At 59.1% G+C, this 25,999-nt stretch carries 27 protein-coding genes and 2 pseudogenes; 18 read left to right on the forward strand and 11 right to left on the reverse strand.

Going from position 1 to position 25,999, the window contains the following annotated elements; translation table 11 throughout:
• From AC5SSZ_RS13590 to AC5SSZ_RS13615, 6 genes are all read left to right on the forward strand, one after another.
• Entirely contained in the window at positions 1–1,452 is a 1,452-nt protein-coding gene (locus AC5SSZ_RS13590; protein ID WP_043847217.1) for a multicopper oxidase family protein, read from the forward strand.
• A gap of 70 nt (positions 1,453–1,522) precedes the next feature.
• On the forward strand, positions 1,523–1,666 hold the full coding sequence (locus AC5SSZ_RS13595) for a hypothetical protein (protein WP_009824469.1): 144 nt from the start codon (positions 1,523–1,525) through the stop codon (positions 1,664–1,666).
• Positions 1,656–2,330: a TVP38/TMEM64 family protein gene (locus AC5SSZ_RS13600; RefSeq protein ID WP_065333228.1), complete on the forward strand. Its 675-nt coding sequence runs from the start codon at positions 1,656–1,658 to the stop codon at positions 2,328–2,330. The genes AC5SSZ_RS13595 and AC5SSZ_RS13600 overlap by 11 nt, the downstream gene beginning before the upstream one ends.
• 87 nt (positions 2,331–2,417) lie before the next feature.
• Entirely contained in the window at positions 2,418–2,975 is a 558-nt protein-coding gene (gene petA, locus AC5SSZ_RS13605; RefSeq protein ID WP_009824465.1) for a ubiquinol-cytochrome c reductase iron-sulfur subunit, read from the forward strand.
• Between the two features lie 121 nt (positions 2,976–3,096).
• The gene (locus AC5SSZ_RS13610) at positions 3,097–5,442 is read left to right on the forward strand and encodes a heavy metal translocating P-type ATPase (protein WP_043847221.1); all 2,346 of its coding nucleotides are present in this window, start codon (positions 3,097–3,099) and stop codon (positions 5,440–5,442) included.
• 85 nt (positions 5,443–5,527) lie between these two features.
• Entirely contained in the window at positions 5,528–6,391 is an 864-nt protein-coding gene (locus AC5SSZ_RS13615) for a cation diffusion facilitator family transporter (RefSeq protein ID WP_227512169.1), read from the forward strand.
• A gap of 117 nt (positions 6,392–6,508) precedes the next feature.
• On the opposite strand, the gene AC5SSZ_RS13620 is transcribed toward AC5SSZ_RS13615, so the two are convergent.
• A complete protein-coding gene (locus AC5SSZ_RS13620; RefSeq protein WP_247744727.1) occupies positions 6,509–7,222 on the reverse strand; it encodes a Crp/Fnr family transcriptional regulator in 714 nt (237 codons plus the stop codon).
• A gap of 65 nt (positions 7,223–7,287) precedes the next feature.
• On the opposite strand from AC5SSZ_RS13620, the gene AC5SSZ_RS13625 reads away from it, so the two are divergent.
• Positions 7,288–7,671 carry a hypothetical protein gene (locus tag AC5SSZ_RS13625; protein WP_009824461.1) on the forward strand — a complete coding sequence of 128 codons (384 nt, stop codon included), beginning with the start codon at positions 7,288–7,290 and terminating at the stop codon, positions 7,669–7,671.
• Between the two features lie 69 nt (positions 7,672–7,740).
• On the opposite strand, the gene lgt is transcribed toward AC5SSZ_RS13625, so the two are convergent.
• Positions 7,741–8,670 carry a prolipoprotein diacylglyceryl transferase gene (lgt, locus tag AC5SSZ_RS13630; RefSeq protein WP_050672452.1) on the reverse strand — a complete coding sequence of 310 codons (930 nt, stop codon included), beginning with the start codon at positions 8,668–8,670 and terminating at the stop codon, positions 7,741–7,743.
• 357 nt (positions 8,671–9,027) lie between these two features.
• Here lgt and AC5SSZ_RS13635 point away from each other — a divergent pair, with 357 nt between their 5' ends.
• The 5 genes and pseudogenes from AC5SSZ_RS13635 (at position 9,028) to AC5SSZ_RS13655 (ending at position 12,622) form a co-directional block, all read left to right on the forward strand.
• Positions 9,028–9,795 (forward strand): DUF3047 domain-containing protein, encoded by a 768-nt coding sequence (locus AC5SSZ_RS13635; protein ID WP_231886351.1) that lies wholly within the window; start codon positions 9,028–9,030, stop codon positions 9,793–9,795.
• A gap of 255 nt (positions 9,796–10,050) precedes the next feature.
• Positions 10,051–10,176, forward strand: a pseudogene (locus AC5SSZ_RS13640) (multicopper oxidase domain-containing protein); the annotation flags it as partial.
• Between the two features lie 52 nt (positions 10,177–10,228).
• Positions 10,229–10,342 carry a multicopper oxidase domain-containing protein gene (locus tag AC5SSZ_RS13645; RefSeq protein WP_233152357.1) on the forward strand — a complete coding sequence of 38 codons (114 nt, stop codon included), beginning with the start codon at positions 10,229–10,231 and terminating at the stop codon, positions 10,340–10,342.
• Between the two features lie 26 nt (positions 10,343–10,368).
• A complete protein-coding gene (locus tag AC5SSZ_RS13650; RefSeq protein WP_240477019.1) occupies positions 10,369–11,208 on the forward strand; it encodes a multicopper oxidase family protein in 840 nt (279 codons plus the stop codon).
• A gap of 169 nt (positions 11,209–11,377) precedes the next feature.
• Positions 11,378–12,622, forward strand: coding sequence for a sialidase family protein (locus AC5SSZ_RS13655; protein ID WP_050672453.1), 1,245 nt, complete (start codon positions 11,378–11,380; stop codon positions 12,620–12,622).
• A 43-nt stretch (positions 12,623–12,665) separates the two neighbouring features.
• On the opposite strand, the gene AC5SSZ_RS13660 is transcribed toward AC5SSZ_RS13655, so the two are convergent.
• The 6 genes from AC5SSZ_RS13660 to AC5SSZ_RS13685 all read right to left on the reverse strand — a co-directional run bounded on the left by AC5SSZ_RS13660 (position 12,666) and on the right by AC5SSZ_RS13685 (position 17,637).
• Complete coding sequence (locus tag AC5SSZ_RS13660; RefSeq protein ID WP_227512168.1) at positions 12,666–13,268, reverse strand: hypothetical protein; 603 nt, start codon at positions 13,266–13,268, stop codon at positions 12,666–12,668.
• 322 nt (positions 13,269–13,590) lie between these two features.
• Positions 13,591–15,042 carry a mercury(II) reductase gene (gene merA, locus AC5SSZ_RS13665; RefSeq protein ID WP_050672454.1) on the reverse strand — a complete coding sequence of 484 codons (1,452 nt, stop codon included), beginning with the start codon at positions 15,040–15,042 and terminating at the stop codon, positions 13,591–13,593.
• 58 nt (positions 15,043–15,100) lie between these two features.
• The gene (locus AC5SSZ_RS13670) at positions 15,101–16,450 is read right to left on the reverse strand and encodes a dihydrolipoyl dehydrogenase family protein (protein ID WP_050672455.1); all 1,350 of its coding nucleotides are present in this window, start codon (positions 16,448–16,450) and stop codon (positions 15,101–15,103) included.
• Complete coding sequence (gene merF / locus AC5SSZ_RS13675) at positions 16,434–16,874, reverse strand: mercury resistance system transport protein MerF (protein ID WP_081285561.1); 441 nt, start codon at positions 16,872–16,874, stop codon at positions 16,434–16,436. The genes AC5SSZ_RS13670 and merF overlap by 17 nt, the downstream gene beginning before the upstream one ends.
• A gap of 37 nt (positions 16,875–16,911) precedes the next feature.
• Positions 16,912–17,217 (reverse strand): heavy-metal-associated domain-containing protein, encoded by a 306-nt coding sequence (locus tag AC5SSZ_RS13680; RefSeq protein WP_048535538.1) that lies wholly within the window; start codon positions 17,215–17,217, stop codon positions 16,912–16,914.
• Positions 17,218–17,229: 12 nt separating this feature from the next.
• Positions 17,230–17,637 carry a mercuric transporter MerT family protein gene (locus AC5SSZ_RS13685; RefSeq protein WP_009824452.1) on the reverse strand — a complete coding sequence of 136 codons (408 nt, stop codon included), beginning with the start codon at positions 17,635–17,637 and terminating at the stop codon, positions 17,230–17,232.
• A 96-nt stretch (positions 17,638–17,733) separates the two neighbouring features.
• Here AC5SSZ_RS13685 and AC5SSZ_RS13690 point away from each other — a divergent pair, with 96 nt between their 5' ends.
• Positions 17,734–18,135, forward strand: a complete 402-nt coding sequence (locus tag AC5SSZ_RS13690; RefSeq protein ID WP_037953553.1) for a MerR family transcriptional regulator — start codon at positions 17,734–17,736, stop codon at positions 18,133–18,135.
• A 69-nt stretch (positions 18,136–18,204) separates the two neighbouring features.
• Here the strand turns inward: AC5SSZ_RS13690 and AC5SSZ_RS13695 are convergent, their stop codons facing one another.
• From AC5SSZ_RS13695 to AC5SSZ_RS13705, 3 genes and pseudogenes are all read right to left on the reverse strand, one after another.
• Complete coding sequence (locus AC5SSZ_RS13695) at positions 18,205–18,336, reverse strand: hypothetical protein (protein WP_264753311.1); 132 nt, start codon at positions 18,334–18,336, stop codon at positions 18,205–18,207.
• Between the two features lie 81 nt (positions 18,337–18,417).
• The gene (locus AC5SSZ_RS13700) at positions 18,418–19,197 is read right to left on the reverse strand and encodes an arsenic resistance protein (protein ID WP_227512167.1); all 780 of its coding nucleotides are present in this window, start codon (positions 19,195–19,197) and stop codon (positions 18,418–18,420) included.
• A 297-nt stretch (positions 19,198–19,494) separates the two neighbouring features.
• Positions 19,495–19,860, reverse strand: a pseudogene (locus AC5SSZ_RS13705) (hypothetical protein); the annotation flags it as partial.
• 63 nt (positions 19,861–19,923) lie between these two features.
• Here AC5SSZ_RS13705 and AC5SSZ_RS13710 point away from each other — a divergent pair.
• The 5 genes from AC5SSZ_RS13710 (at position 19,924) to AC5SSZ_RS13730 (ending at position 25,992) form a co-directional block, all read left to right on the forward strand.
• The gene (locus AC5SSZ_RS13710; RefSeq protein WP_040182552.1) at positions 19,924–21,285 is read left to right on the forward strand and encodes an ISKra4 family transposase; all 1,362 of its coding nucleotides are present in this window, start codon (positions 19,924–19,926) and stop codon (positions 21,283–21,285) included.
• Between the two features lie 211 nt (positions 21,286–21,496).
• The gene (locus AC5SSZ_RS13715; RefSeq protein ID WP_046212146.1) at positions 21,497–22,219 is read left to right on the forward strand and encodes a response regulator; all 723 of its coding nucleotides are present in this window, start codon (positions 21,497–21,499) and stop codon (positions 22,217–22,219) included.
• Positions 22,219–23,685, forward strand: coding sequence for an ATP-binding protein (locus AC5SSZ_RS13720; protein ID WP_412074551.1), 1,467 nt, complete (start codon positions 22,219–22,221; stop codon positions 23,683–23,685). Before AC5SSZ_RS13715 ends, AC5SSZ_RS13720 begins: the two co-directional genes overlap by 1 nt.
• Positions 23,686–23,734: 49 nt before the next feature.
• The gene (locus AC5SSZ_RS13725; RefSeq protein WP_058239124.1) at positions 23,735–23,926 is read left to right on the forward strand and encodes an SHOCT domain-containing protein; all 192 of its coding nucleotides are present in this window, start codon (positions 23,735–23,737) and stop codon (positions 23,924–23,926) included.
• Positions 23,927–23,991: 65 nt separating this feature from the next.
• Positions 23,992–25,992 (forward strand): heme lyase CcmF/NrfE family subunit, encoded by a 2,001-nt coding sequence (locus tag AC5SSZ_RS13730; RefSeq protein ID WP_046212145.1) that lies wholly within the window; start codon positions 23,992–23,994, stop codon positions 25,990–25,992.
• Positions 25,993–25,999 lie beyond the last annotated feature (7 nt).

Here is a 25,999-nt window from a genome sequence, read left to right on the forward strand (position 1 = left end):
GTGAAACTGTTGAACCGTCGAGAACTGTTGGGCCATGCCGCAGGCTTTGGGGCTGCATTTGCCCTGCCATCGGCTGCATTCGCGGCATCGGACAAGAGGCTCGCGTATCCTCCCCTTCTCGATGCGACGACATCCCGGCTTTTTCAGCTGGAAGCCCGCACGGGCGAGACCCGTTTTGACGACGGTGCCGCCAGCGAAACGTTCGGCTACAACCAGGGATACCTTGGCCCGACGATCCGGGTGCAGGCCGGGGTCGAGACACGGGCAGAGGTGCACAACACGCTTGGCGAGCCGATGTCGGCGCATTGGCACGGGTTGGTTGTTGCCGGTGAGTTCGATGGCGGACCACATCAGGCCATCGCACCGGGAGACACCTGGAAGCCGGTGCTGGACCTTGACCAGCCCCCGGCAACGGCCTGGTATCACAGCCACATTCACGGCGCGACGGCACGGCAGGTCATGCTGGGGCTGGCGGGTGTTCTGCAGGTGACGGATGACGCGGATGACGCCCGTGGATTGCCATCCGCCTACGGGGTCGATGATCTGACCCTTGTATTGCAGGACCGTCAGTTCAACTGGCGCGGACGCCTGAAATACGATCCCGGCATGCACCAGTCCATGAACGGGTTTCAGGGCGACACAATGGTTGTGAACGGTCAAATCGGCGCGTCGGCAGCGGTTCCGAAGGGGATCGTGCGGTGCCGTGTCGTCAACGGCTCGAATGCGCGGGTTTACCGCCTGTCCATGTCTGACAGCCGGTCGCTTCATCTCATCGCGACAGATGCCGGATTTCTGGATCGACCGATTGCGCTGAACCGCCTGACCCTTGCACCAGGAGAGCGCGCAGAAGTGCTTGTGGATTTCACAAGCGGGCGGGACAGTGTTTTGAAGTCCGACGATATCATTAATTCGGCCATGGGCGGAATGATGGGCGGCGGCGGTTCCGGCAGTCCATTCACCGTGCTGCCTTTCGCTGTCGACACAACCCTTCCGGTTCGCATCGACGCCCTGCCCGGCTCTCTGGACGGGCAGTTGCCTGATCTTGCGGTCAAGGACGCGCCAGTCCGACGTCTGTCACTGGATATGTCGATGGGCATGGGGATGATGTTCTCGCGGTCCGGTAACCGATTTTCGATCAACGGCGCGTCATACGATTCGGGAACGCTCAATTTTTCCACCAAACTCAACAGCATCGAGCGTTGGATTGTGCGTGGGGCCATGATGATGCACCCGTTCCATGTTCACGGCGTCCGGTTTCAGGTCCTGTCGGAAAACGGTACGGCACCGCGTGCAGAGAACAGGGGTTGGAAGGATACGGTACTGGTGGATGGTGAAGTGGAGCTTGCGATGAAATTCGAAAAACCTGCCTCAGCGGCTGCGCCCTACATGTATCACTGCCACATTCTGGAACACGAAGACGGCGGCATGATGGGGCAATTCAGTGTTGCTTAGCGCAGAAATCCCTTTACCCTCCGCTGACAGGAACCTTTAGGGGAATCCTATTCCTCGATAGAGGTTTGAGATGAAAACCGAATTGCACATCAAGCGGCTGACCCTCGCCGGCGGGCTGTTGATCGTCATCTCTGCGCCTATGCATTTCATCTTGCCCGAGCAAAGGCCAATTGTCTTCGCAGCTCTCTTTCTTTTGGTGCTCCATGCCGCTTAGCAAACCGCGCCTGCATCGGGTTGGGCTATGGTTGGTGGTTGCGCTTGGCGTACTTTTGATAGCCATATGGGCAATGGGATATGGCCCGGCGATAGCCCGCGAGACTATCGAGGTCTGGATAGAGCGGGCCGGCGCTTTGGGACCGTTGCTCATCATCGTGCTCATGATGGTTTCGATCGTGGCAAGCCCCATTCCAAGTGCACCGGTCGCACTGGTGGCAGGCGCGGCGTATGGTCATGTTGCCGGAGCTGTCTATGTCGCCATCGGGTCGGAACTGGGTGCACTCGTGGCATTCATCATCGCCCGCTATATCGGGCGCGACCACGTTGAGCGCTGGCTTGGGGATAAGGCCGGTTTCGGGTTATTGGGCTCTCAAAATCTGTTGATGTTGACGGTGTGCGCGTCTCGCCTCTTGCCCTTCATCTCGTTTGACGCAATGAGCTACGCTGCCGGTCTCAGCCGCCTGCGCCTTTGGCGGTTCCTGATCGCAACTCTGGCAGGCATTCTTCCAGCCAGTTTCCTGCTCGCGCATTTCGGAGCAGAGGCCATGTCGGGAGATTTCGGCACTGCTGAGTGGATCATCATCGGTCTTGGATTGATGACTGCCGCACCGTTGCTGGTCGCAGCGCTCTGGCGAACAAATCGGTCAACCAACGCTTCCTAAGTCTGAGTATGTCAGCAAAAATGAAAACCGTGATTGCCTACTTTACCATTGACCTTCCCCCACAGGAAGCTGCGACCGTGAATCGCTATGGATACACAAACACCACAACTCCGCCGGGATTTCCTGTACTACGCCACCGCCGGAACGGGCGCGGTTGCCGTAGGGGCTGCGGTCTGGCCATTGCTCAATCAGATGAACCCATCCGCCGATGTCCGCGCGCTGTCCCAGATCCGCGTCGATATCTCCGGTGTGGAACCCGGAACGCAATTGACTGTCAGTTTTCTCGGCAAGCCGGTGTTCATCCGGCACAGGACCGACGCGGAAATCGCGCAGGCCCGTTCGGAAGATGTGCTTTCCCTTCCTGATACCGTCGCCAGAAATCCCAACATATCCGGAGATGACCTGGCCACCGATGCAAACAGGGCAGTGGCGGGAAATGAGAATTTCTTGGTCATGATAGGCGTTTGCACGCATCTGGGATGTGTACCACTTGGTGACGGAGCCGGCGATTTTGGTGGTTGGTTCTGTCCCTGTCATGGCTCCCATTATGATACAGCAGGACGCATTCGAAAGGGTCCGGCACCGGAGAACCTGCATATTCCCACGATGTCCGTTTCGGAAGACATGATACTGACCCTGGGCTGACAGGAGCTTCGCGCATCGCGAAGGCCCATAAAATTCATACGCAGCGTTGTCGGAAGAGTCTTGACCCTCCAGTAACTGGAAGGGTTATGTGTTCAATTGTCTTGAAAACGGGAATTAGAAGATGGCCACGGACCAAGAACATCATCATGACATGACGCGCACCTCGACCGCATCAGACCCAGATACAGCGACCGACCCGGTGTGCGGCATGACCGTCGAGATAGACGAAGACACGCGCAGTGCCGAGTATGATGGAGAGGTCTTTCATTTCTGCTCGGAAAACTGCGAAACCAAGTTTGGCAAAGACCCATTTTACTATGCGTCGGGAAACGCCCAAAAGACACCAGCACATGGCGAGGCCGGTACGCAATGGACCTGCCCGATGCATCCGCAAATCCTGAAGGATGAGCCCGGGTCCTGTCCGATCTGCGGCATGGCGCTTGAACCGATGCTTCCATCGGACGAGCCGTCAGAAGAGTTGTCCGATTTCACAACACGCATGTGGATCAGCGCGGCAGCCGCCGTTCCGCTGGTTATCCTGACGATGGGTGAACTGGTCGGCCTACCTGTGCGGGAATGGATCGGACATCAGACGGCTGTCTACATCGAATTCGTCCTCGCAACCCCGATCATTCTCTGGGCGGCTCTTCCCTTCTTCAAAAGGGGGTGGGAATCGATCAGGAATATATCGCCGAACATGTGGACCCTGATCGCGCTTGGCGTCGGGGCTGCCTATATCTATTCGCTTGCCGCAACATTCCTGCCCGGCATTTTCCCCGAAGCGTATCGAAACGGCCAAAGCGTCGGGACATATTACGAAGCTGCGGTTGTGATCGTTGCGCTGATCTTTGTCGGTCAGGTGCTCGAGTTGCGCGCCCGCGAACGGACGGGTGATGCCATCCGTGCATTGCTCGATCTCGCACCAAAAACGGCGCGGCGGATCCTGCCGGACGGGACGGAATATGACGCACCTCTCGAACACATTGTTGAGGGTGACAGGTTGCGGGTACGCCCCGGCGACAGCATACCCGTCGATGCCGAGGTCCTCGAAGGGCATTCATCTATCGACGAAAGTATGATCACCGGAGAGCCGTTGCCGGTCGAGAAAACACAAGGCGACCGGGTCACAGGCGGCACGATCAACAAGAACGGCACATTGGCGATCCGGGCCACACAGGTCGGTGCGGACACGGTCCTGTCCCAGATCGTGGACATGGTGGCAGGTGCAAAGCGGTCGCGCGCGCCGATTCAGGGTCTGGCGGACCGGGTATCGTCCGTCTTTGTTCCGACGGTTGTCGTCATTGCGATCATATCCTTCGTTGTCTGGCTGTTCTTAGGGCCCGATCCCGCGCTCGCCTTCGCTGTTACTGCAGCCGTATCCGTTCTTATCATTGCTTGCCCCTGTGCCTTGGGCCTTGCGACGCCCATTTCGATCACAACGGCGGCGGGCCGCGGGGCACAGGCTGGCGTTCTGATCAAAGACGCCGAAGCACTGGAACGCATGGCGCGTGTCGATACCGTCATCGTTGACAAGACCGGAACACTCACCGAAGGGCGCCCCAAGCTGACAGACGTGGTGCCCACGGGGGACAAGGCTGAAAATGACCTGCTGACAATGGCTGCGGCCCTCGAACGGGGCTCCGAACATCCGCTGGCCGAAGCAATAGTCGAGGGTGCGCTGGCACGGGGGCTGACGCTTCCGAACGCAACGGAATTCGAAGCCGTGACTGGCAAGGGCGTGAAAGGCATGGTCGATGGCCAGGTCGTGGCACTTGGGAATCCCGCCATGATGGCAGAGATCAACGTTGACGCTTCGATTGCGGAATTTGCTGCGGACGACCTTCGTGAATCTGGAAAGACAGCAATGCTTGTGGCGATAGATGGCACTTTTGCCGGCATTGTCGCTGTTGCCGATCCCATCAAGGAGTCCACGGCAGACGCCATCGATGACCTTCATCGCCTCGGTCTCAGGGTCATAATGGCAACCGGTGACAATCAGAAAACCGCCGAAGCCGTCGCCGCAAAGCTGGGTATTGATGAAGTCCACGCAGGCGTCTTGCCCGAAGACAAGAAGGCATTGGTGGACTCCCTCAGACAAGAAGGGGCCCGGATCGCCATGGCAGGAGACGGCGTGAACGATGCCCCTGCCCTGGCGGCGGCTGATGTGGGCATTGCGATGGGCACCGGTGCCGACGTTGCCGTGGAAAGCGCAGGCATCACCCTTCTGGGTGGTGATCTTGTCGGCATCGTGCGTGCGCGCCGATTGGCAAAGGCAACGGTGCGAAACATCAAGCAGAACCTGTTTTTTGCCTTCGCCTACAATACCGCAGGTGTGCCCATCGCGGCTGGTATTCTCTACCCGTTTTTCGGCCTTCTTCTGTCGCCGATGATCGCCGCCGCCGCGATGAGCCTGTCTTCGGTCTCCGTCATTAGCAATGCACTGCGGCTGCGACGGGTACGGCTTTAGTCGCAAACTAAGGAGATAGATGATGGCAGGCGGACATCAGGGGCATATGCCGTCCGGCGGCAAGGGGCTGGCGATATCAGCCTAGTTGACCGGCATCTATTTTGTGATTGAACTGGCGATTGGCCTATGGACAGGGTCAATCGCGGTCATCTCCGACGCGTTCCATACCTTTTCGGCCGTGGGCGGTGTGCTGGTCGCCATTGTCGCGGCGCGTATGGCGTTGCGTCCGGCGGATGAAGAGCGGAGCTTTGGCTGGGCGCGCGCCGAAATCATCGGCGCCCTTGTGAATGGCGGCTTCTTGCTGGCCATGGCGGTTGTTGTCATCGCGATGGCTGCCATGCGCATGTCTGCGCCAATTGATCTTCCAACGGGTCCGATGCTGATTGCGGCTGCCGGGGGGCTCTTTACGGAGTTCATTTCGCTTGCGCTGATCTGGAAGCAAAGCAAGGAAGATCTGAACACGAAGGGAGCGTTCTGGCATATCATCCAGACCTTTGTTGGCAGTCTGTTGATCATCGTGACCGCCCTCGCAATCGAATTCACCGGGTTTCTGCTGATCGACCCGCTGCTTGGCATGGCGTTCGGGTTTGTCCTGCTATGGGCGAGCTGGGGATTGCTGAAAGAAGCGGCGCATCTTTTGATGGAAGGCACGCCTCCCGAAGTGAGTCTGCCTGAAATCAAACGTACCCTTGAAGAACTGCACGAGGTTTCCGATGTTCACCATATTCATGCCTGGGCGCTGACAAGTGGCAAGCATGTCTTCTCCGCGCATCTGCGTGTCACAGATCAAGAAGAGGTCCTGCAAACCGCCTACGACATGCTGCGTAAGGACTTCGGGTTCTTTTTCGCAACCCTGCAGATCGAAACACGGTGCTTCGACGAAAGCGGCGCTGAGGCAATCGACCTTTCAGCGGCGAGCAGTAAGACAGGGCATAACGGCGATCTTTGAAAACAGGTCATCGTCGCGGGCAGCAATTCTCATTGTTATCGGGCAAGCGAAATACCCGCCAAGCTTTGCTACCGCACCTTTTGTTATCTCGAACCGGGCATGGTCCGGCTGATCCATTCAGGGGCGCAAATGATACGTTCCCCGGGTCGGATTTGCGATCCGGCCATCATTCACAAGCTTTCGCAAGGCCCGATAGGTGGCCTCGTGCGAAAGGTGCAGCGCGCTGGCAAAATCGACAACGGAGCTTTCAAGCAGGCCCGCCACCATACCGGCATAGACCCGTTCTTCTGCGCGGCGGATGCCTACGATCTCAAGCGCCTGACGTTGCGCTTGTATCTGCTGTGCCGCTTGCCGCGCATAGGCGCGTGCAAAATCCGGATCTGCAAAGGCAGACAAGACCGCCGCTTTGTCGATCTGTACAAACGCCCCAGCCTCCGCCACGACCGCATCGCAGTGGTATCTATCCGAAAACACCGATGCTTCGGCAAGGCTCATCCCGGGCTCGGCACGGTAGATGATAAATCGTTCGCCATCCGGGCCGACACGCTCAAGATGAACGCGCCCGCACTTAACAACATAAAGGCCGCAGGTCCGCGCGCCCTGACGAAAGACCGTATCCCCTGCGGCCCTCGTCAGCGGACGCAAGGCGGAGGGCGGTATGAGATTATAGGGTTCAGGCATCATATGATCCAAATCATATTTCAGGGTCCGATCAGGTACTAGGCTGAATCCGAATACACTCAGGAAAGGCTGGTCCATGCGACTGATACCCGTTCTCTTCGCTGTCTTGCTTGCGACACCCGTTACGCCGCAACAAATGCATTCATCCATGGGTCACGCGTCCGACGCCCCAGGAAACCGGCCAGTCCGCCTTCGCCGCATTGGCCGAAATAGTTGTGCTGCTCCAGGCCGATCCCGAAACCGATTGGGGCGCCGTCAATATCGACAAACTGAGGGACCATCTGGTCGATATGGACCTTTTGACACGAAAGGCAGAGGTCACCCGCATTCTGCGGCCCGACGGGGCACGGTTCGAAGTGCGTGGCAGCCCGCGTGTCCTGTCGGCCATCAACACAATGGTTCCCGCCCATGCACCGTTCCTTGCCGGTGAAACAGGCTGGAGTGTTGCGTCAGAAGAAATGGAGGATGGTGTCGCACTGATCGTGGGTGGCGATGGTGAACAAATACAGGGCCTTGGTTTCTTTGGTCTGATGACAATCGGTGTACATCATCAAGAGCACCATCTGATGATTGCGAAAGGACGCAAGCCGCATCATTGAGCACGCGCCCAAGGCTCATATGCGGACCCAGGCCGCAATGGTCACTTCGCCAACACTACGCTCGGATATTCACAAAGAATCTGATGTCGACACCAGATCCGCAGAATTAACCGTCACACGCCTGCGGGACCATACGATCAGGGCCGCGCCAAGGATAATCATCGGCAACGACAGCAGTTGGCCCATTGTCAGCCCATAGCCCGCCCAATGAACCGCATGTCCAATCGGGTTGTCCTGCGTGACGAACTGCATATCAGGCTGCCGGAAGAACTCGACAAGGAACCTTGCGCTTCCGTATCCCGCCAGGAACAGGCCAGTAAGGCTTCCGGGAAAGCGCAGCCAACCGCGTTTCCAGGCCAGAAAGATCAGGACCGAGCCAAGCAGGATACCCTCCAGAAGAGCCTCATAAAGCTGGGACGGATGGCGGCCACACAGGCCCACGACGCCCGCACAGGACTGGGCCGCCTCGCCGGGGAATGCCACCGCCCAGGGCACATCGGTCGGACGGCCCCAAAGCTCGTTATTGGTGAAGTTGGCCAGCCGACCGAGGAAAAGACCCGGTGGTGTTGCAACAGCGAGCAGATCCGCCGTTGATAGAACGGGTGCGCCGTTGCGATAGCAAAAAAGCAAGGTGGCCACGACCACGCCGAAAAAGCCGCCATGAAATGACATACCACCCTGCCAGACCATGAAGATTTCGACGGGGTTCTGAAAATAGTACTGAGGTTGATAGAAAAGCACGAACCCCAGCCTGCCCCCCACGATCACGCCCAGAATGATCCATGTCAGCAGGTCTTCCAGTTGCTTGGGTTGCAGCGGCGGCGCCCCGGCCCCCCAGACTGACGAAGAGCGGACCAATGCGACACAGATGCGCCAGCCGATAAGGAGGCCAACAATATAGGCCAGCGCATACCAACGCAGGGCAAAGCGGAACGATCCGATATCAACGGCAAAAATCTCTGTTCCGATGTCAGGAAATTGGATAATCGAAGTCAGCATTCTTTGTTACCTTTGCCTGTTTCACACAAGGCCACATTTTGTTTCCCGCAACGGACGTTGGCGCGTTCAACCCTGTTGTCCCCAGCCCAAAGCGCTGTGGTGAATGTGCCATCCTTGCGTGCGGGAGTCGGTTCCGTTGAACCAGAGATGACGCACATCGGCACCCGCGTCCATGTGTTCAGGCGCTTGTATCCCATGAGTTTTGTACTTGTTTGTAACGGTTGGAAGCTCCGCCGCCTACTGGATCCGTCCGTCGCGGGAAATCAGCCGATCAAGGTCGCGCTCCATGATCTGAATTCGCTCCCGCGTCCTGCAACGACCATTGCGCAACCACATCTATGATCACGGATATGTTCATTGAAGTTGCGCGCGCCCGGCACAATTCAACGGATCATGACGGCACATAATGGTGATAACCGGGATCAAAGCAGGACCAGCGGCATCGCAAAAGGAGTTCAGATGTTTATACGGTCCCTCGCAGCGACACTTTTCATCGCTTTTGTTGCATTAGCTGCAAACGCCCCGCCCCTCTATGCGCAAGGAAAGACAATTCCATTCGATGGAAGCTGGAAAGAACAGGGCCTCTTGCGGCTCTTTTCGAACGAGTACGGCCTGCAAGGTCGGCGGCTGGACGTGATTTCCGATGGCACGGTTTCGGTTCTCTGGCGTCCGGTCAGCGCAGCCCTTGGCACCGCAAAGGCAGCAATGTGGGAATGGTCCGTCACGCAGGGTGTTAAGGGAACCGACCTCACACGGCGCGGCGGCGATGATCGCAATCTTGCTTTGTACTTCATATTCGTCGATCCGCAGACCGCAAGCACGCTTGGCCGAACAACGGCGCGCAAATTGCTGCGTGATCCCAATACGCGGGCGCTGGTTTATGTCTGGGGTGGCAATCATGCGAAAGGCGCATTGCTGAACAGCCCCTACTCGACGGGTCTCAAATCGAAAATTCTGCAAACGGCGCAAACCGGCAACTTCACCGAGAATGTGAACCTGGATCGCGATTTCGTGCGTGCGTTCGGGGACATGCCAAAGGTTCTGGTCGGTCTTGCGGTGACAGCCGACAGCGATGATACCGACGGAAAGATCCTTGCGGCCATTCAGGACCTGCAGATACGTTAGGTGCTCTCCGGTATTCCGCCAAACCTGGGCGCCGATCTGCAATGTATCAATATATCTCGCCGGGACGCCCTTCCGCAACGGTGGGGGATGTGGGTTGCAGGCCCCAGAAACGGAATACACGGAAACCCATGCTTAAGCGTCTTCAGATGATGGTTGCGCTTGGCGCAGCCACGCTCCCCCTGCCCCTGAGTGCGGCTTCGGTGCCTGTCACCCTGACGCCCGGCCTTCACCCGGATCGGGTCGCGGGACATTGCAATGCTTGGATTCAATGGCACCTGTCCCGGCCCCGAAATCAGACAGCGCCAGAACGATATTCTGCGGGCGCGGGTGGAAAACGGGCTGGAGGACGGGACCCTCGTACACTGGCATGGCATTCGGTTGCCCAACGCGATGGACGGCGTAAACGTCCTGACACAGGATGTCATCATCCCGAATGAGGGTTACGAGTACCGGTTTCCGGTTTCCGGTTCCCGATGCCGGAACCTACTGGTATCACTCCCACTACCTTTCCTACGAACAGGTCGCCCGCGGACTGTTCGGCCCCTGATCGTCGAAGAACCTGCCCCGCCAGACGTGGATCAGGACATCACGGCCATCCTCTTCGACATTCGGCTTGATGACACCGGCCAGTTCGACATGGAATTCGACCGCGCTGATTTCATAACAGCAGGTAGGCTGGGGAACTTGATGACCACCTTCCTGTCGTCTGAGCAGGCGCGGCTGGGGGATCACATCCGGTTGCGTCTGATCAATCCGACACCGGATCGCATTTTCGAGATACGTATCGACGGGCTGACGGGCTTTTGTGTGGCCTATGACGGGATGCCGCTGCCCGAGCTGGTTTCGCTGGGCAATCTAAAACTCGCACCGGCGCAGCGCATCGACATCATCGCAGATGTGACGGGTGATGTGATCCTAAGAGAAACCGTGCCTTCGGGTGGCGAGGAACTGGGGGGCATTATGTTGAACGGTCAGCGACAAATCCGGTCTGCGCCGATAGCTCCCCTCCCCGCGAACCTCGTGCCCGCGCCCGGAGAGATCACGCAAACGGCAGATCTCTTCATGCAAGGCGGTGCCGGGGACGGCGCGCACGGCGGGTTCGGGGGCTGGGCCTTCAACGACGTGAGCGGTCTGCCGAACAAACCGCTGATTTCGGCAAGACGTGATGAAGCAGTGCAGGTGCGGATGGTGAACGACACTGCTTTTCCGCACGGTATCCACCTGCATGGCCACCATTTCTGGGAAACCGATCAGAATGGTGCGCGAACCCACCTTCGCGACACGACCCTCGTAGCGCCGGGCGAGACGATGACGATTGTGTGCGTACTCGACAATCCCGGCGCGTGGATGCTGCACTGCCATATGCTGAGCCATCAGGCTGATGGCATGGCGACCTGGATGCAAGTCAGCTGAGGTCGGAGCGGTGGTTGCGCCAACCGTTGACGCGAAGCTGTGCCACAACGGGATATCGCTCTTAACAACAAGCACAGGCCCGTCATACAAAAGTTTACATGGCACTCGCCAAAATTTGCCTATGCTCAGGTTGTGAATGACGCTGGTCTGATAATCGGAAAGGTGCGCAATGCCATCAAAAATCCATTCTGGCGTGATTGTGGCCCATCTGTTCATGGGCATGACGGCGGGCATGGTCCTTGCCGAGCCATTGGAGTTCGCCGACCTAGACCCACCGGTCGGGAACAATGCGCAGGAACCCACCCTGTTCGCACTGCAGGATGATCGGGTCCTGCTGGGTTGGACCGAACCACACCCTGCCGGGTTTGCGGTAAAATTGTCGGTCCTTGAAGACGCAGAATGGAGCGCGGCCCGCACTGTTACCGTGTCCGACGAACTCTTCGTGAACTGGGCCGATTTTCCGTCCGTTGTTGCGCTTGATGACGGTACCTTTGCGGCTCACTGGCTGTGGGAAAATTCCAAAAACGACTATGCCTATGACGTCAAGATCTCTCTTTCGCCGGATGAGGGCCTGACATGGAGCGCACCGATAACGCCACATGATGATCGGTCGGTTAGCCAACACGGTTTTGTCACGCTCCAGCCGCTCGAAGACGGTTCCTTGATGTCTGTCTGGCTTGACGGACGCGCATATGACAAGCCGCTTTTCACCAGCGCAGCCAGCAACTACCCGGATGCAATGCAGTTGCGCGCAACCCGGATCACGCCCGAAGGTACGCGAACCGATGATGTTCTTGTCGATGCGCAGACCTGTTCATGCTGCCAGACGTCCGCCGCATCGCTGGACGATGGCACCGTCCTTGTCGCATACCGCGACAGAACAGATGCGGAAATCAGGGATATATCTGTCGTAAGACACCAAGGCGGCATGTGGTCAGAACCAACAAACGTCCACAATGACGGCTGGGAAATCTCCGGCTGCCCGGTCAATGGCCCCGCCATCGCGACCGCCGGTCAAACAGCCGCCGTGGCCTGGTTCACGGCTGCAAATGACAAGCCGGAAGTCAAGGTTGCGTTCTCTTCCGATGGTGGCAGAAATTTTGGCGATCCGGCGAAAGTCAGCCTCGGGATTCCCGCCGGTCGGGTCGATATTCTCATGCTGGACCCTCAGACTGCGTTCGTGACGTGGGTCGAATGGGCAAATGAGAGCGAGGTGATCCTTGCTTGCCAGATCACAACCGGTCAGCAGTGTAAGGACCTGCAACTGATTGCGCGAAACAACGGCGCAGGTTCGGTCAACTTCCCGCGCACGGCGCGAACGAATGAAGGGGTTTACCTGTCGTGGACACAGCCCAGCAACTCGGATGATCCGGAACCGAGTTCGACTATACGCACGGTTTTCGCTTCCTATTGAAGGTTTCCGGACGAAAGCTGATGGTTCTTTCGCTTGGCTCACATCAGGAGTGGGTCCAACGATCACCGTCAACAAGAATTGCATTTCCTGCAATAGAGCTACCGGCAAATGACGGTGATTTCTCATCCATAGTGACTGGTCTCTGGCCCGGAAATTGTAGCGTGCCACGCTTTTTCATGATCCCGGTCCCGAGCATATGACCCACCAGCGCTACCCAGGCAATGCCGGTGAAATTCAGAAAGAAGGGAAGATCTGCGACAGAAGTAGTGCCCCCGATGGCCAACACCCACAGGCCGAACCCATAAATCGCCGAGGGCAAAAACCAGTTCGTCTGCCCCGCGATACGGTGCCAAATTGGTCTAAAGACGAACAACCAACCGACGGGATAGCCAATCAGGCCAACAAGATAAAAATGTACGAAATATCCTGCGAAATCACCGTTCGGCAGACCAAGGCTGCCGAGTAAGCTCCTCGCTAGCCCGTGCGGTGACAACCGCGAAAAGCCCAAGCCCGGGCTGATGATCTGACCCAACAGATCGAACGCGACGGTCGCAAAGAAACCTGCGACGAACATTAACCCTAAAGTTCGGGCGTTGAATGCGGGTAGTGAACCTGTTGTGCGAGAATCAGTATCAACTGTATTCATGGCGATTCTTTCTTTGTATTGCGGGCGATCAAATAGACAGGGCTAATGTAATGACCAATTGTTGACCCAGCGACGTTCTCGGCAACTCCCGATCACTTTCCATCTTGATGAGATCGGTCTGTTTATGAACCCCGCCACAATAACCAACCTAATGACAGAACGTGGGATGTGCACTGCTGGCTCTAATATGTGATTATCCGTTACCGCCGTCAGCCTCCATGCCGAGAGAATGCTGACCGCCACAAGCACTTTGTGGCTTTGTACGCGCTGGTTCACAATGAGCGCTGCTTATGAGTCGGTGTCGCCGGAATTTCTCGTCTTTTCACCCCGCGCAGCAGCTGAGTTTGGCTACATCCTTGTCGAAGGTTTGTGCGGCGAGTTTCAGCCCTTCGACCGTGGTCAAATAAGGAAAGATCGTCTCTCCGAGCGCCCGTGCGGTCATGCCGAATATCAGCGCCATTGCCAGTGTCTGAATCGTGTCCGACCCCTCCGGTGCTGCGATCTGACCGCCCAGCAGGCGGTCGGTCTTCGCGTCGGCCACCAGCTTAATCACGCCGCGGGTATCGCGTGCAGCGACGGCGCGGGGCACGTTGTCGAGCGTGATCACACTGGTTTTGACCTTGTGCCCCGCCGCCTTGGCCTCAACCTCCGAAAGGCCGACGCCGGCCACTTGCGGGTCGGTAAACACGACCCACGGCATCGCCGCGTTGTCATAGCGCATCTGCTCCAATCCAAGGGCATTGTTGATCGCCACCTTGGCACCATAGGCCGCCATGTAGACGAACTGGTCACGGTCAGTGACATCGCCCGCGGCCCAGACGCCGGCACGCGTGGTCGCCATGTCCTGACCGACCTTGATAGAGCCGCGTGCGTCGGTCTCGATGCCAAGCTCTTCCAATCCAAGGTTCTCGGAATTGGCGATCCTGCCGGTGGTCACAACCAGCCGTTCGGCGGTCAGATCCTCGGTCTTGCCACCCCGTTCGACAATCAGATTGACGCCGCCCGCAGCTTTCGCGACCGAGACGTAAGCAAGACCGGTCTCGACCGCGATGTCTTCGGCCTTCAGCGCTTGCGTCAGCGCCTGGGCCACCTCCGGTTCGGCGCCCGGCAGGAGGCGCGAGCGGGTCACTAGCGTGACCTTCACCCCCAGCCTTGAAGCCATTTGCGCCAGCTCGCAGCCGATATAGCCGCCGCCCAGCACCAAGATGCTTTCGGGCCGGTCAGGCAAAGTCAATAGATCGGTGGAATCGAGGGGCTCCACTGTGTCGATCCCCTCGATCGCTGGCAGGTGGGGGCGCGAGCCGGTGGCGATCAGGACGCGCGGGGCGGATATCACCCGTCCTCCAACAGCGACGCCACCCTCGACCAATCGCGCCGGGCCATCCTCGATATAGGTAACGCTTTTATAGGCGGGCAGCAGGTCTATATATTTCTTGTGCCGCATCTCCTCGACCAGATCGGTGGTGCCTTGCACTACGGCACCCCAATCCACCGCATGATCACAGGGCTCGACGCCCGGGAACCGGGCGGCCGACGCGCCGCCATGCACCGCCTCTGCGGCGCGGATCATCGCCTTGGACGGCACGCAGCCGACATTCACACAGGTGCCGCCGGTGGTGCCGTGCCCGATAAGCGCCACGCGCTTTCCGGCATCGGCTGCCGTGATCGAGGCAGAAAACCCGGCCGAGCCGGCACCAACGACAATGAGATCGTAGTTGTCATCGCGGGTTTCACTGGCAGTGCAGCAATCGTCTTTCGTTACAGTTTGGTCCATTGGTTCTTCCTTAGCTTGCGATCGGTATCGCGACACGGCCCCGATCAATAATTTTGAATCACACCATCGAACCGATGTCGGAGGCATAGCTCGGATAGGCGAAAATCATGGCCTTGATCTGGTTGGCGGTCTGCCCGGCACCCATGGCCATGGCGAAAAGATTGATCTGCTCCTCGGAGCCCGGCCCGATCAGATGCGCGCCGAGGATCTGTCCGCTGCCCTCTTCGACAAGAACCTTGAATCCGGTATGTTTCGCGCCGACGCGCAGCGACGAATACCAGTCCCCTGTCTTTTCGAAATGGGTGTCGAACTTCAGCCCCTGTTCCCTGGCCACCGCTTCCGACAAGCCCACGGTGGCCACCATCGGGAGGGTGAAGACTACCGACGGGATCGGCGGATAATCCACGGTACGCTCGTCTTCTCCAGCCAGCAGGTTCTTGCCTGCCACACGCCCTTCGAAGGCGGACACCGGGGTCAGCTTGGGCCCACTGGCAGCGCAGTCGCCCGCGGCGAAGATCGCCGGATTGGTGGTGCGCATCGCGTCGCTCACCTTGATGCCACGGCGTGAGTATTCGACGCCGGCGGCCTCAAGGTTAAGGCGATCGATATTGGGCACCCGGCCCGTGCCATGCACCACCAGATCGCAAGTGATCGTTTCGGTGCCGTCGGGAGTTTCCACCGTGACGGTGAATTCGTCGCCCTGCTTTTCGATCTTCGCCACCTTCGCCTTGGTGCGGAGATCGACGCCGAGCTCTTCGGTTGCCTCAACCAGCATTGCGACCAAGTCGGGATCGAAAGGACCCAAGGGGCGGTCCATCATCTCCAGCACTGTCACTTCGCGCGCGCCCGCCCGCTTGACAATATGGGCGAATTCCATGGCGATGAAGCCGCCGCCGACAAAGGCGATGCGGTTCGGTCGCTCAGGCAGTTCCAGGAATTCGGTGCTGGTGGTCAGATGCTCTTCGCCCGGGATGTTCAGCGTCATCGGCCGCGCGCCGGTGGCGATATGAAAATGCTTCGCGGTCAGGGTCTCGCCGTTCAACTCGATCGTATTGGGGCCGGTGAACCGTGCCAGCCCATGCAAGACGTCGATCCCCGCTTTTTCCAACCCGGCTTCGATGCGCGGTGGCATAGCTTCGGTGAAGCTGCGCTTGAAGGCGATCATGTCGGGCCAGTTGACCGAAGGTTGCGCCTCCAGCCCCTTGCCTTCCATGTTTTCGGCCCATTCGACACCCTCGGTGACCGCGACCAGCATTTTCTTGGGGTCGCAGCCGCGCAGGGCGCAGGTGCCGCCATGGGGTTCGCTGTCGATGCTGGCGACGCTCCAGCCTGCATCCGCGGCCATCCGGGCGACGCCATTTCCAGCGGTGCCGCCGCCGATCACGATGAGGTCATAGGTCTTGGTCATACCTGTTCCTTTCCTTGTGCCAGTTTCTCTTGATCCGGCTCACTGCTGAACTGCCTGATTTTCTGAGCCAGAGCGCATATCCCGCCACCGCCAAAGCGGCGGCAACCGAGATCCGCAGAGCAAAGCGGAACTCCAGCCAGAACAGCAGAGCCGAAAGAACAACCGCCAAGCCGATGAGAAGGGCTTTCGGACTGTGCCCTGGTCTGCCGGCTTGCTGCCACAGGGCATATGCAACCGCACTCAGCGAGGCGAAGAGCATCGGGAAAAGCGCGTAGTCGAGCCAACCAACAACGGCAGAAAGTCCGACCCCGGCGACGATCAGCACCAGGAACGGCGTGAAGCAACAGATCGCCGCAAATACGCTGCCGATGAGGCCGCGCCGCAAAAGGGTCGTGGGTTCATTGTTATTGTTCATGTCTGTCATGCTGTCTCCAGCTCCGAGTGCGGGTCGGTGAATGCGATCAGAAATCGCCGGACTCGACGATGTCCGCCGAATAGCCGGTGGCGCGGATTGCTTCGACGATCATGTCCTGATCGGCGGCCTCGTCATCAAAGGCGACGATGTAGGTGCCGGTGCCGAATTCCTCTCCTTCCATGAAGTCGATGATCTCGACCGAGGGAACGCCCCGCATGGCCGCCGCCACCGTGTAGGAGCAGGTCGGGCATGTCAGTTCGCCTACCCCGATATTGATGCGCTGTTCGGCGGCGCTGGCGGGGGAAGCTGCGAGAGTGCCAACGACCGCAAGGGCAAGATGGAGTGACTTCATGGGTTCGGCCTTTCAGTAGGACAGAAGGTATGGGGTGAGATAGGGAAAGATCATCGCGACGGTGACGATGGCGGTGGCAATCCAAAGAATGGATCGCATGAGTTTCCGGTTCATGGGGCGCGCGCAGGTGCCATCCGCGCAGGCCTCAGTCGGGATCGGACGGTAGGCCTTGTAGAATCCATAGCCGATGCAGGCGGCACTCAGCGCGAAGGTGATCCATTTGTACTGGTAGAGAACGCCCAGCTGCGCAATGAAAACGCCGGTAACGCCGAAGCTGACCAGCACCAGCGGCAGGATGCAGCATGAGGTCATCGCCAGCGCGCCAAGCGCGCCGAGCCAGGTTGTCGTCCATGCCTTTTTGTCGGCAGCCCCTGTTTCGTCCATTGCCGTCTGCCGGTCGGCGGATGTGGTTTCAGTCATGGTTCGAATCATCCTTGCCTCAGTGATGATCTCAATCTAGGGTCTGTAGCAGGTACAGGCTCAAGAGGGTCAAACGTGAAAAATCGTCACAGATCGGTGAAGGTCCTCAGGCGCGGAGATCTGGCCAGGCTGACCGGCTGCAATCTCGAGACCATTCGCTACTACGAGAACATCGGCGTTATGCCCGAGCCGCCGCGCTCCAGCAAAAACTATCGCGTCTACGATGATCGGCATGTCGCGCGCTTGTGCTTCATCATGCGCGCGCGCGAGCTTGGGTTCACGCTCGACGAAGTCCGCGATCTGCTCGCCTTGGTCGATGGCGGTGCCCAGACCTGCGGCGAGGTGCAGGGTCTGGCAAATTCGCATCTCGCCTCGGTCCGCGCCAAGATCGACGATCTCAAACGCATCGAACGCGTGCTGTCTTCCACCGTGGCGCAATGCACCGGTGACGATGTCCCTGAATGCCCTGTGATCGACGCGCTGACGGAGGTGACCTGAAGGGCCATAGTTGAGGACGCCCATGCATGTCAGCCAAGCGGACAATGGTGCCAGCGCCGTTGTTTGCGATCATTCGTTCCCCGCGGAGTCCTGCGTGGTCGCCGCATGTTCGGGGACCAGATAGCGCGGCACGATCCACAGATAGGCGACCATGCCGAAGAGCTCGACGAGCGACTGGAAGACGATGACCACGGCCGCCACGTTCCACTCCGGTCCAAGCACCAGCACCAGCGGAAGTACGACGAAGGAGTTGCGGGTTCAGAGCGAGAAGATGACCGTTCGTCACCCGCTAGTGGACAATCCGGCCGCCCGCCCGGTCGCCGCACCGAGAAGTGCTGCGGCGACGAGGTAGGCGACGTAGGCGCCCGCCACCTGCGCCAAAACCGGCAGCGCATCCCGTACCGCGTCGACTTGCGAGGCCGCGATCAGGAACACCACGACAGCCAGAAGCGGAACCGGCAGCCAGGCGAGGCGATTTACGATCGCGGCCCGCTCCGGGCGCGCCTCTGCCCAACGCTCCAGCAGGAAAGCCGCTGTGAGCGGCAGCAGGACAAGCGCCGCAAAGACGGCGGCAATGCGGTCGGCGGCGAGAAGCTCAAAGAATGCCTCGCCGAGAAAAAGCCAAAGGAAGAGCGGCAGACTGGCGAACTGAACCGCGAGGAGGATCGGTGTCGCGGACGCGGCACGCACCGCATCGCCGCGACCGAGATGGGTGAATGTGATGAACCAGTCGGTGCAGGGCACCAGCAGCACGACAAGCACCCCGAGCCGAAGCGCAGGATCGTCAGGCAGGAACGCGATCAGCCCCCAGACCAGCAGCGGCACCAGGACGAAATTGCCGATCAACATGGTGCCGATGAAACGCCGGTCGCGCGTCGCGCGCGGCAGGTGCGCTAGCGGCATCTGAGCGAAGGTAGTGAAAAGCATAAGCCCCAACACCGGCCAAAGCAGCGCCTCGAACACCCCCGAGATACCGGGGGCGAGCGAGCCCAAGACCAGACCGGAAAGGATGGCAGCGAGGTAGATCCAGGCTTGATGGCGTTCGAGATTTTGCAGCTTCATGTCCTGCCCCTGCTCTTTCCGAAGGCGATTTTCAAGAAGACATCACTCGACATGCCATTGCGACAACGGCTCGTTCGTCGCTTGGAGCGTTGTATGGTCTGTCCGGTTTATACCCGCAGACCGGTCACGACCCAGTCGACAATGCTTTCATGGTAGTTGGGGACGTGGCGATAGCCGAATTGTCTCAGCCGATCAGCCGAACTCTTTGACCTCGAGCATCTGCAAAACGGTGCTCCTCACCGTTTCAGCCGTGCTGCGGATAGACGCAACATCGGCGCGCACAGATCGCTTCGACAATCAGTTTGTGGCGCGCCACATTCGGAACCGTCCTTGCCCTGTTAGCTCGCGGACCAGATCCCGCGCTTCCATCCAGGCGAGGTTGCGCTGGACAGCGGCGCGGCTGGCTCCGGTCAGGGCCTCGGCCATAGGGGCAGAGACCAGGGGCCATTCGGTCAGCACTCCGCGCAGGGCTGGCGGCGTCTTGCCCGAGAGTGGGGTCATCTCGGCTTCCGCCAGCGCCGACCATGTCTCGATATCGTCGAGGTGCCGCATCGCGGTCAGGCAGGCCGTTTCCATTTTCTCGAGCCCGCGCGCCAAACGTTCAGCCGGGGGGCCGCCGGCGCGCAGCGCCCCCGCCCCACCCATGGTGGGGAGTGGACAAAACATGGGGGTCATCTTCGTCGTTGCGGCCCGTGCTAAGGTGAGTTCTTTGCGTGTGGGGCTGCCATGGACGTACGGATTACAATCGAAACTACCTTCGACAACGGGGAGAAGCGCACTCATCAGCTTGACGGCATTTCACGACCCTACCGGGTGACCTGTCCAGACGGGATCGGGTTGCGCCTCGAGGATGGGAAGAGGGTTGTCGAACAGATTCAGCGGGCAATTCTTTGCGATCAGGTTGAGGAAATCATCCGAGAAAGCCGCGTATGCCCGGATTGCGCCTCGGTTCGTGCCATTCATGACTATCGCACGCGCGATCTCGACACGCTCTTTGGGCGGGTTCGGGTCAAAGCCGCGCGCTTGCGCCGCTGTTCGTGTGATGCCAGGTCAGCGGCGATGCCAGGCGGACCTATTTCTCCGCTGGCCTATTTCTTTCCTGACCGGGCTACCCCGGAGCTGCAGCGGCTCCATGCGGAACTCGGGTCCCGGCATTCCTTTCGCGAAGCCGCGCGGCTGATGAAAAGCTTCCTCCCCTGCCATCCGCCCCATCACACCACGGTGCGTGACCGGTTGGGAAGAGTAGCCGCGGGGCTCGAGAAAAGTCGAAGGGCATCAGGCGATCCCGCTGAAGCACTTCCCAAAGGGGGTTTGACGGTTTTTCTGGACGGTGCGCATATCCGCTGTCGACCGGAGTATCAGCAGCGACACCTGGATCTTGTGGTCGGTAAGATTGAAAGTCGCAATATGTGCCGACGATTTGGCTTGGTCGCCAATGCGACGGCATCGCCAGGCAGCCGGATGCGAGAAGAGCTGTCAGACTTTGGATGGAAGCCGGGCCGTCTGTTGACGGTAATCTCTGATGGCGAGCTTGCTCTCCCGAACCTCATACGGAATGCCATGGGTGGCGACGGCCAGGTGAAGCATATCCTCGACTGGTGGCACATCTCGATGCGTATTCGACATGTCGAGGCCGCCGTTCAGGGTCTGGTCCAGATACCGGGATTCACTGGAATTCCGGTGCTGTTCCAGCGCCCCGCGAAAAGCCTTCGCTGGTGGCTGTGGCATGGCAGAGCACGGGTCGCGGAAACTTATCTGAAAGGGCTCATGCACGATTGCACCCGCCTTGCGGAAGAACCTTTGGCTGTCCGCACCGCTGCCGCTCGTGTGCAGGCCCGATGCGGGACACTGTACACCTATCTCGCGAACAACATGGAATCCCTTGTCGACTATGGCCGACGGTACCGTAACGGGCTGCCCATCTCGTCATCTCGTGCCGAAGGATCAGTCGATGACATTGCCAATGCCCGCATGGGAAAGCGCAGAAGGATGCGGTGGTCGCCCAAAGGGGCTCACCGAGTAGCCGTCACAAGGGCCGCAGTTCTCGATGGTCGGCTGACCGTCGCAAACAGAAAACGCGCCGCATGACCCCCATGTTTTGTCCACTCCCTGTTCGAAAACCTCATCGTTTGATCGGTTGCGGTTCTATGCGTCACGGGCCACGTGCACGACGCTACCCGGGAGTGCCGCGCGGTGCAGGTTTAGATTTGTATCCATGTGTAGCAAGGGACTGACCTGATACAAACAGCTACAATTCTGCCCCTGAAACATGAAACGACTATGATTTAGGAAGGACGCCATGGGACCACCACCTCATATCCTTATCGTGGATGATCACGCTCAGATTCGCGAAAGCGTCGCGCGCTTTCTGGAGAAGAACGGGATGCGGACCACAGTCGCCAAAGACGCCGTGGAAATGGATGCGAAACTCGTGACCGGCCATTTCGACCTGCTCGTGCTCGATGTCATGATGCCTGGAGAGGATGGCCTGTCGGTGTGCCGACGCCTTGCGCCCAAAGGTGATCTTCCGATAATTATGCTTACGGCGCTTGGTGAGGAAACAGATCGTATTGTGGGTCTGGAAATCGGCGCTGATGACTATCTGGCCAAGCCTTTCAATCCGCGAGAACTGCTCGCCCGGATCAAATCGGTTCTCAGAAGAAGCAACCGCGATGAACCCTTGGCCGGAAGTCTGGCTGGACGGAAAGTCAGTTTTGCGCATTGGATCCTGGATACCGACCGACAGGTCCTGATCGACGGCTCCGCCACCGAGACGCCATTGACGACATCCGAGTTCAAATTGCTGGCGGTCCTGCTTGAGAGAGCGAGGATGGTGCTCAGTCGTGACCAGTTGCTTGACCTGACCGCCGGTCGGAGCGCCGGTCCCATGGATCGCACAATTGACAATCAAATCAGCCGTCTTCGCCGCAAGATCGAGCCGGATGTGTTAAGACCAAGCGTCATCAAGACAGTGCGAAATGGTGGGTACTGTCTGGCGGCCGATGTCGAGGATGCGATATGATGCGCCGTGCGTTGGCCTCTCTGAGCGGACAGTTGATCCTGCTTGTGGTCGCCGCGCTTGTCGTGGCCCAGGCAATCAGCCTTTTCCTCTTCGCAGATGAGCGCAGCCTGGCTATCCGGGCGGCTTTGGGTTTTGAAGCCGCCGGTCGAGCGGCGAATGTCGCACGGCTGATCGAGGAGGCGCCGCGGGATTTGCATCAATCGATCCTTCGAGCGGCAAATTCACCTCTTATCCGTTTTGATCTATCGAGTACCCCGAGTGTCGAACACACCGGCCATTCCGACGGCGGCATCGTAGAGGGACGCATACGCGCCCTGATGGATGACAGCTACAGCCGGGATATTCGTGTTGAGTTGCATGAGGTCGAGGGCGAGTTGCGACCCTTGCCCAATCTCTCTGATGAAATGACAGAAATGCATCTCGCAATGATGCGTGGGGAGTTGACAGCGGTTGAAATGAACTTGTCGATCGCGATCGAGGGATCGCGTTGGCTGAATATTGGAACGCGGTTCGAGCGGCCACCAATCCAGTGGCCTTTTTATTCGATGCTGACCTTCGGGATCTCCGCTGGACTGCTTCTGGTGGCCATCATCTGGTTTGTCATGATGCGCCTGACGCGTCCGCTTCGGAATTTGTCCAAAGCCGCCGACCATCTCGGCCGAGGCGAGGATGTGCCGGAGCTGGCAATTGCAGGGCCGACCGAAGTCAGGGACCTGACTGTCGCCTTCAATCGCATGCAAATCCGGCTGACCCGGTTTGTCAGTGATCGGACACGGATGCTCGCAGCCCTCGGGCACGATTTGCGCTCGCCGCTCACCGCCATTCGGGTCCGCGCGGAACTGGTTGACGATGCAGAGACTCGCGAAAGCCTCATTGCATCGGTTGAGGAGATGCAAACCATGGTCGAAGCGACGCTCACCTTTGCTAGAGGCCTGACCGGATCCGAAGAGTCCGAAGTGGTGGATCTACGCGACTTCCTGAAAAGCTTGTGCAGCGATATGTCGGCACACTGCTCGTTTGGCCTGAGCGACGATATTTCCGTGCGGCTTCGACCCAACGCGTTTCGCAGGGCGCTTCGGAACCTGCTGGAAAATGCCGTTCGCTACGGTGGCGGCGCCCAAATCAGCTGGGCGGTCCGAGACGCGAACCTAGTGCTCAACATCGATGACACCGGCCCGGGCATTCCGGACAATGAATTGCAAAAGGTGTTCGATCCCTTCTATCGGCTGGAGCAATCGAGGTCGCTTGAAACGGGTGGCTACGGACTAGGGCTCTCCATCGCGCGGACAATCATCCAATCCCATGGCGGGGATATTGGATTGGTCAACCGGCACGGTGTCGGCTTGCGCGCAGTCGTGACCATTCCGTTGGATGAAAACCAAGAAATGAAAGGAGAAACAGATGAAACCGAAGACGTTTTTTCCAATGTTACTGTCCAGCTTGCCCGCCAGCATGGCGCGAGCTGATGGACCCGACTCCTGGACAGGTCACATGTGGGGCGGAGGCTATGGCTTTATGGGCGGCTTCATGATGCTCGCCTTCTGGAGCGTCGTGATAGCATTGATCGTGTTTCTGGTGCTCAGGCTGCGGGACAATGGCACCCGTCCCCCGGACTCGGACGCGCAGGAAGCGCTCCGGCGCCGCTTTGCGAATGGGGAAATCGACGAAGAAGAGTTCCGTCGCCGCAAAGCAACGCTCGACGAATAGACCCCGCCGCGGACGCCAAAGCCGTCCGACGCGACGCCCACCGACACTGGATAGGAAAGAACGCCATGGTCCCGGAAATTGGTCACTTCGCACTGGCCCTCGCGCTTGCGCTTGCGCTTGTTCAAAGCGTTCTGCCGATTGCAGGTGCGTCGCGTGGAAACGCCGTCTGGATGAAATCCGCCCAGGCGACGGCAATAGGACAAGTGCTGTTTGTGGCCATCGCCTTCGCAGCGCTGATGCAGGCTTTCATCGTCAGCGATTTTACCGTCAGGAACGTCGTCGAGAACTCCCATTCGCTCAAGCCAATGCTCTACAAGGTGGCCGGGACCTGGGGCAGCCATGAGGGTTCGCTGCTGCTCTGGATCCTGATACTCGCGGTGTTCGGCGCGGGCGTCGCCTGGTTCGGATCGAACATCCCCGCCGAGACCAAGGCGCGCACCTTGTCGGTGCAGGCGTGGATCAGCGTCGGCTTCCTGTCCTTCCTGCTGCTGACGTCGAACCCCTTCGAGCGGGTGTTTCCGCCGCCGCTCGACGGCAATGACCTCAACCCGTTGCTTCAGGACATGGGTCTCGCCATGCACCCGCCGCTCTTGTATTTCGGGTATGTCGGCTTCTCCATCGTGTTTTCCTTTGCCGTTGCGGCTCTTCTGGAAGGGCGCGTCGATCCGGCCTGGGCCAGATGGGTCCGCCCGTGGACATTGGCCGCGTGGGTCAGCCTTACGGCAGGTATCGCTCTTGGATCGTGGTGGGCCTATTATGAACTGGGCTGGGGCGGCTGGTGGTTCTGGGACCCGGTCGAGAACGTGAGCTTCATGCCCTGGCTTCTGGGCACGGCGCTGCTGCATTCCGCCATCGTCACCGAAAAGCGCGACGCGTTCAAAAGCTGGACCATCCTACTTGCCATCCTGACTTTCTCGCTTTCGCTGCTCGGGACGTTCATCGTCCGGTCGGGCCTGCTTACATCCGTGCATGCCTTCGCCGTCGATCCAGAGCGCGGGCTTTACATTCTGGGTCTGCTGGCCGTGTCCATCGGTGGGTCGCTGGCGCTCTACGCCTGGCGGGCGCCCGAAATGGAGCCTGGCGGTCTGTTTCGCCCGATCAGCCGCGAAGCCGGGCTGCTGGTGAACAACCTCATTCTTGCCGCCGCTACCGGAACAGTCCTGTTCGGAACACTTTATCCGCTAATCCTGGAGGCTGTCACCGGGGACAAGATCTCGGTGGGTCCACCTTTCTTCAATGCCGCATTTATCCCGATGATGCTGGCTTTGGTGGTGTTCATGGGTCTCGGTCCATTCCTGTCGTGGAAACGGGCCGATATCGCTGGGTTGCTCGATCGCATTCGGTTCGTAGCCGTGCTGGCTGTCATCGCAACTTTGGCCGCGTGGTATCTTCTGAACGGTGGGCCGATCATGGCCTATCTTGCCATCCTCGGCGCTGCGTGGCTGCTTTTGGCGACTTTACGGGAATGGGCGCTACGCATCCGTCTGTTCGAGGTTTCCTTTGCTGAGAGCGCGAGACGGGCGCGCAACCTGCCACGGGCGTCTCACGGCATGACGCTTGCCCATGCCGGCGTTGCCATTTTGATGATGGGGATGATCGGCTCCAGCGCTTGGAAGAGTGAAGAGATCGTCTTTGCTGCTCCAGGGACCGAAGTTGCGATCGCCGGGTTCGACATCACCTTCGAAGGCGCCGCGCAGGTTCAAGGGCCGAACTACATTGCGGATCGCGGCACCCTTGTGGTCCGCAGGGATGACGAATTGGTCACGACACTGTTCCCGGAACGTCGATATTACCCGGTCGCGGAAAGCCAGACGACGGAATCGGCGATCCGGTCCACACTTGCGGGCGATCTCTACACGTCGATTGCAACGCCAGCCTCGGATCAAGTGAACAACGCCGGAGCATGGACCCTGCGGATCCTCTATGAACCGCTCGTCAACCTGATCTGGATTGGCTCGATCCTGCTGGTGATCGGCGGCTGTCTTTCCTTGTCGGATCGCCGCTTGAGGGTCGGGGCGCCGCGCCGCGCCAAACAGCCTGCCAGCGACGCTGTTCCTGCCGAGTAGGAGAGAA

The sequence above is a fragment of the Phaeobacter sp. CC-HEC084 genome (assembly GCF_059429255.1).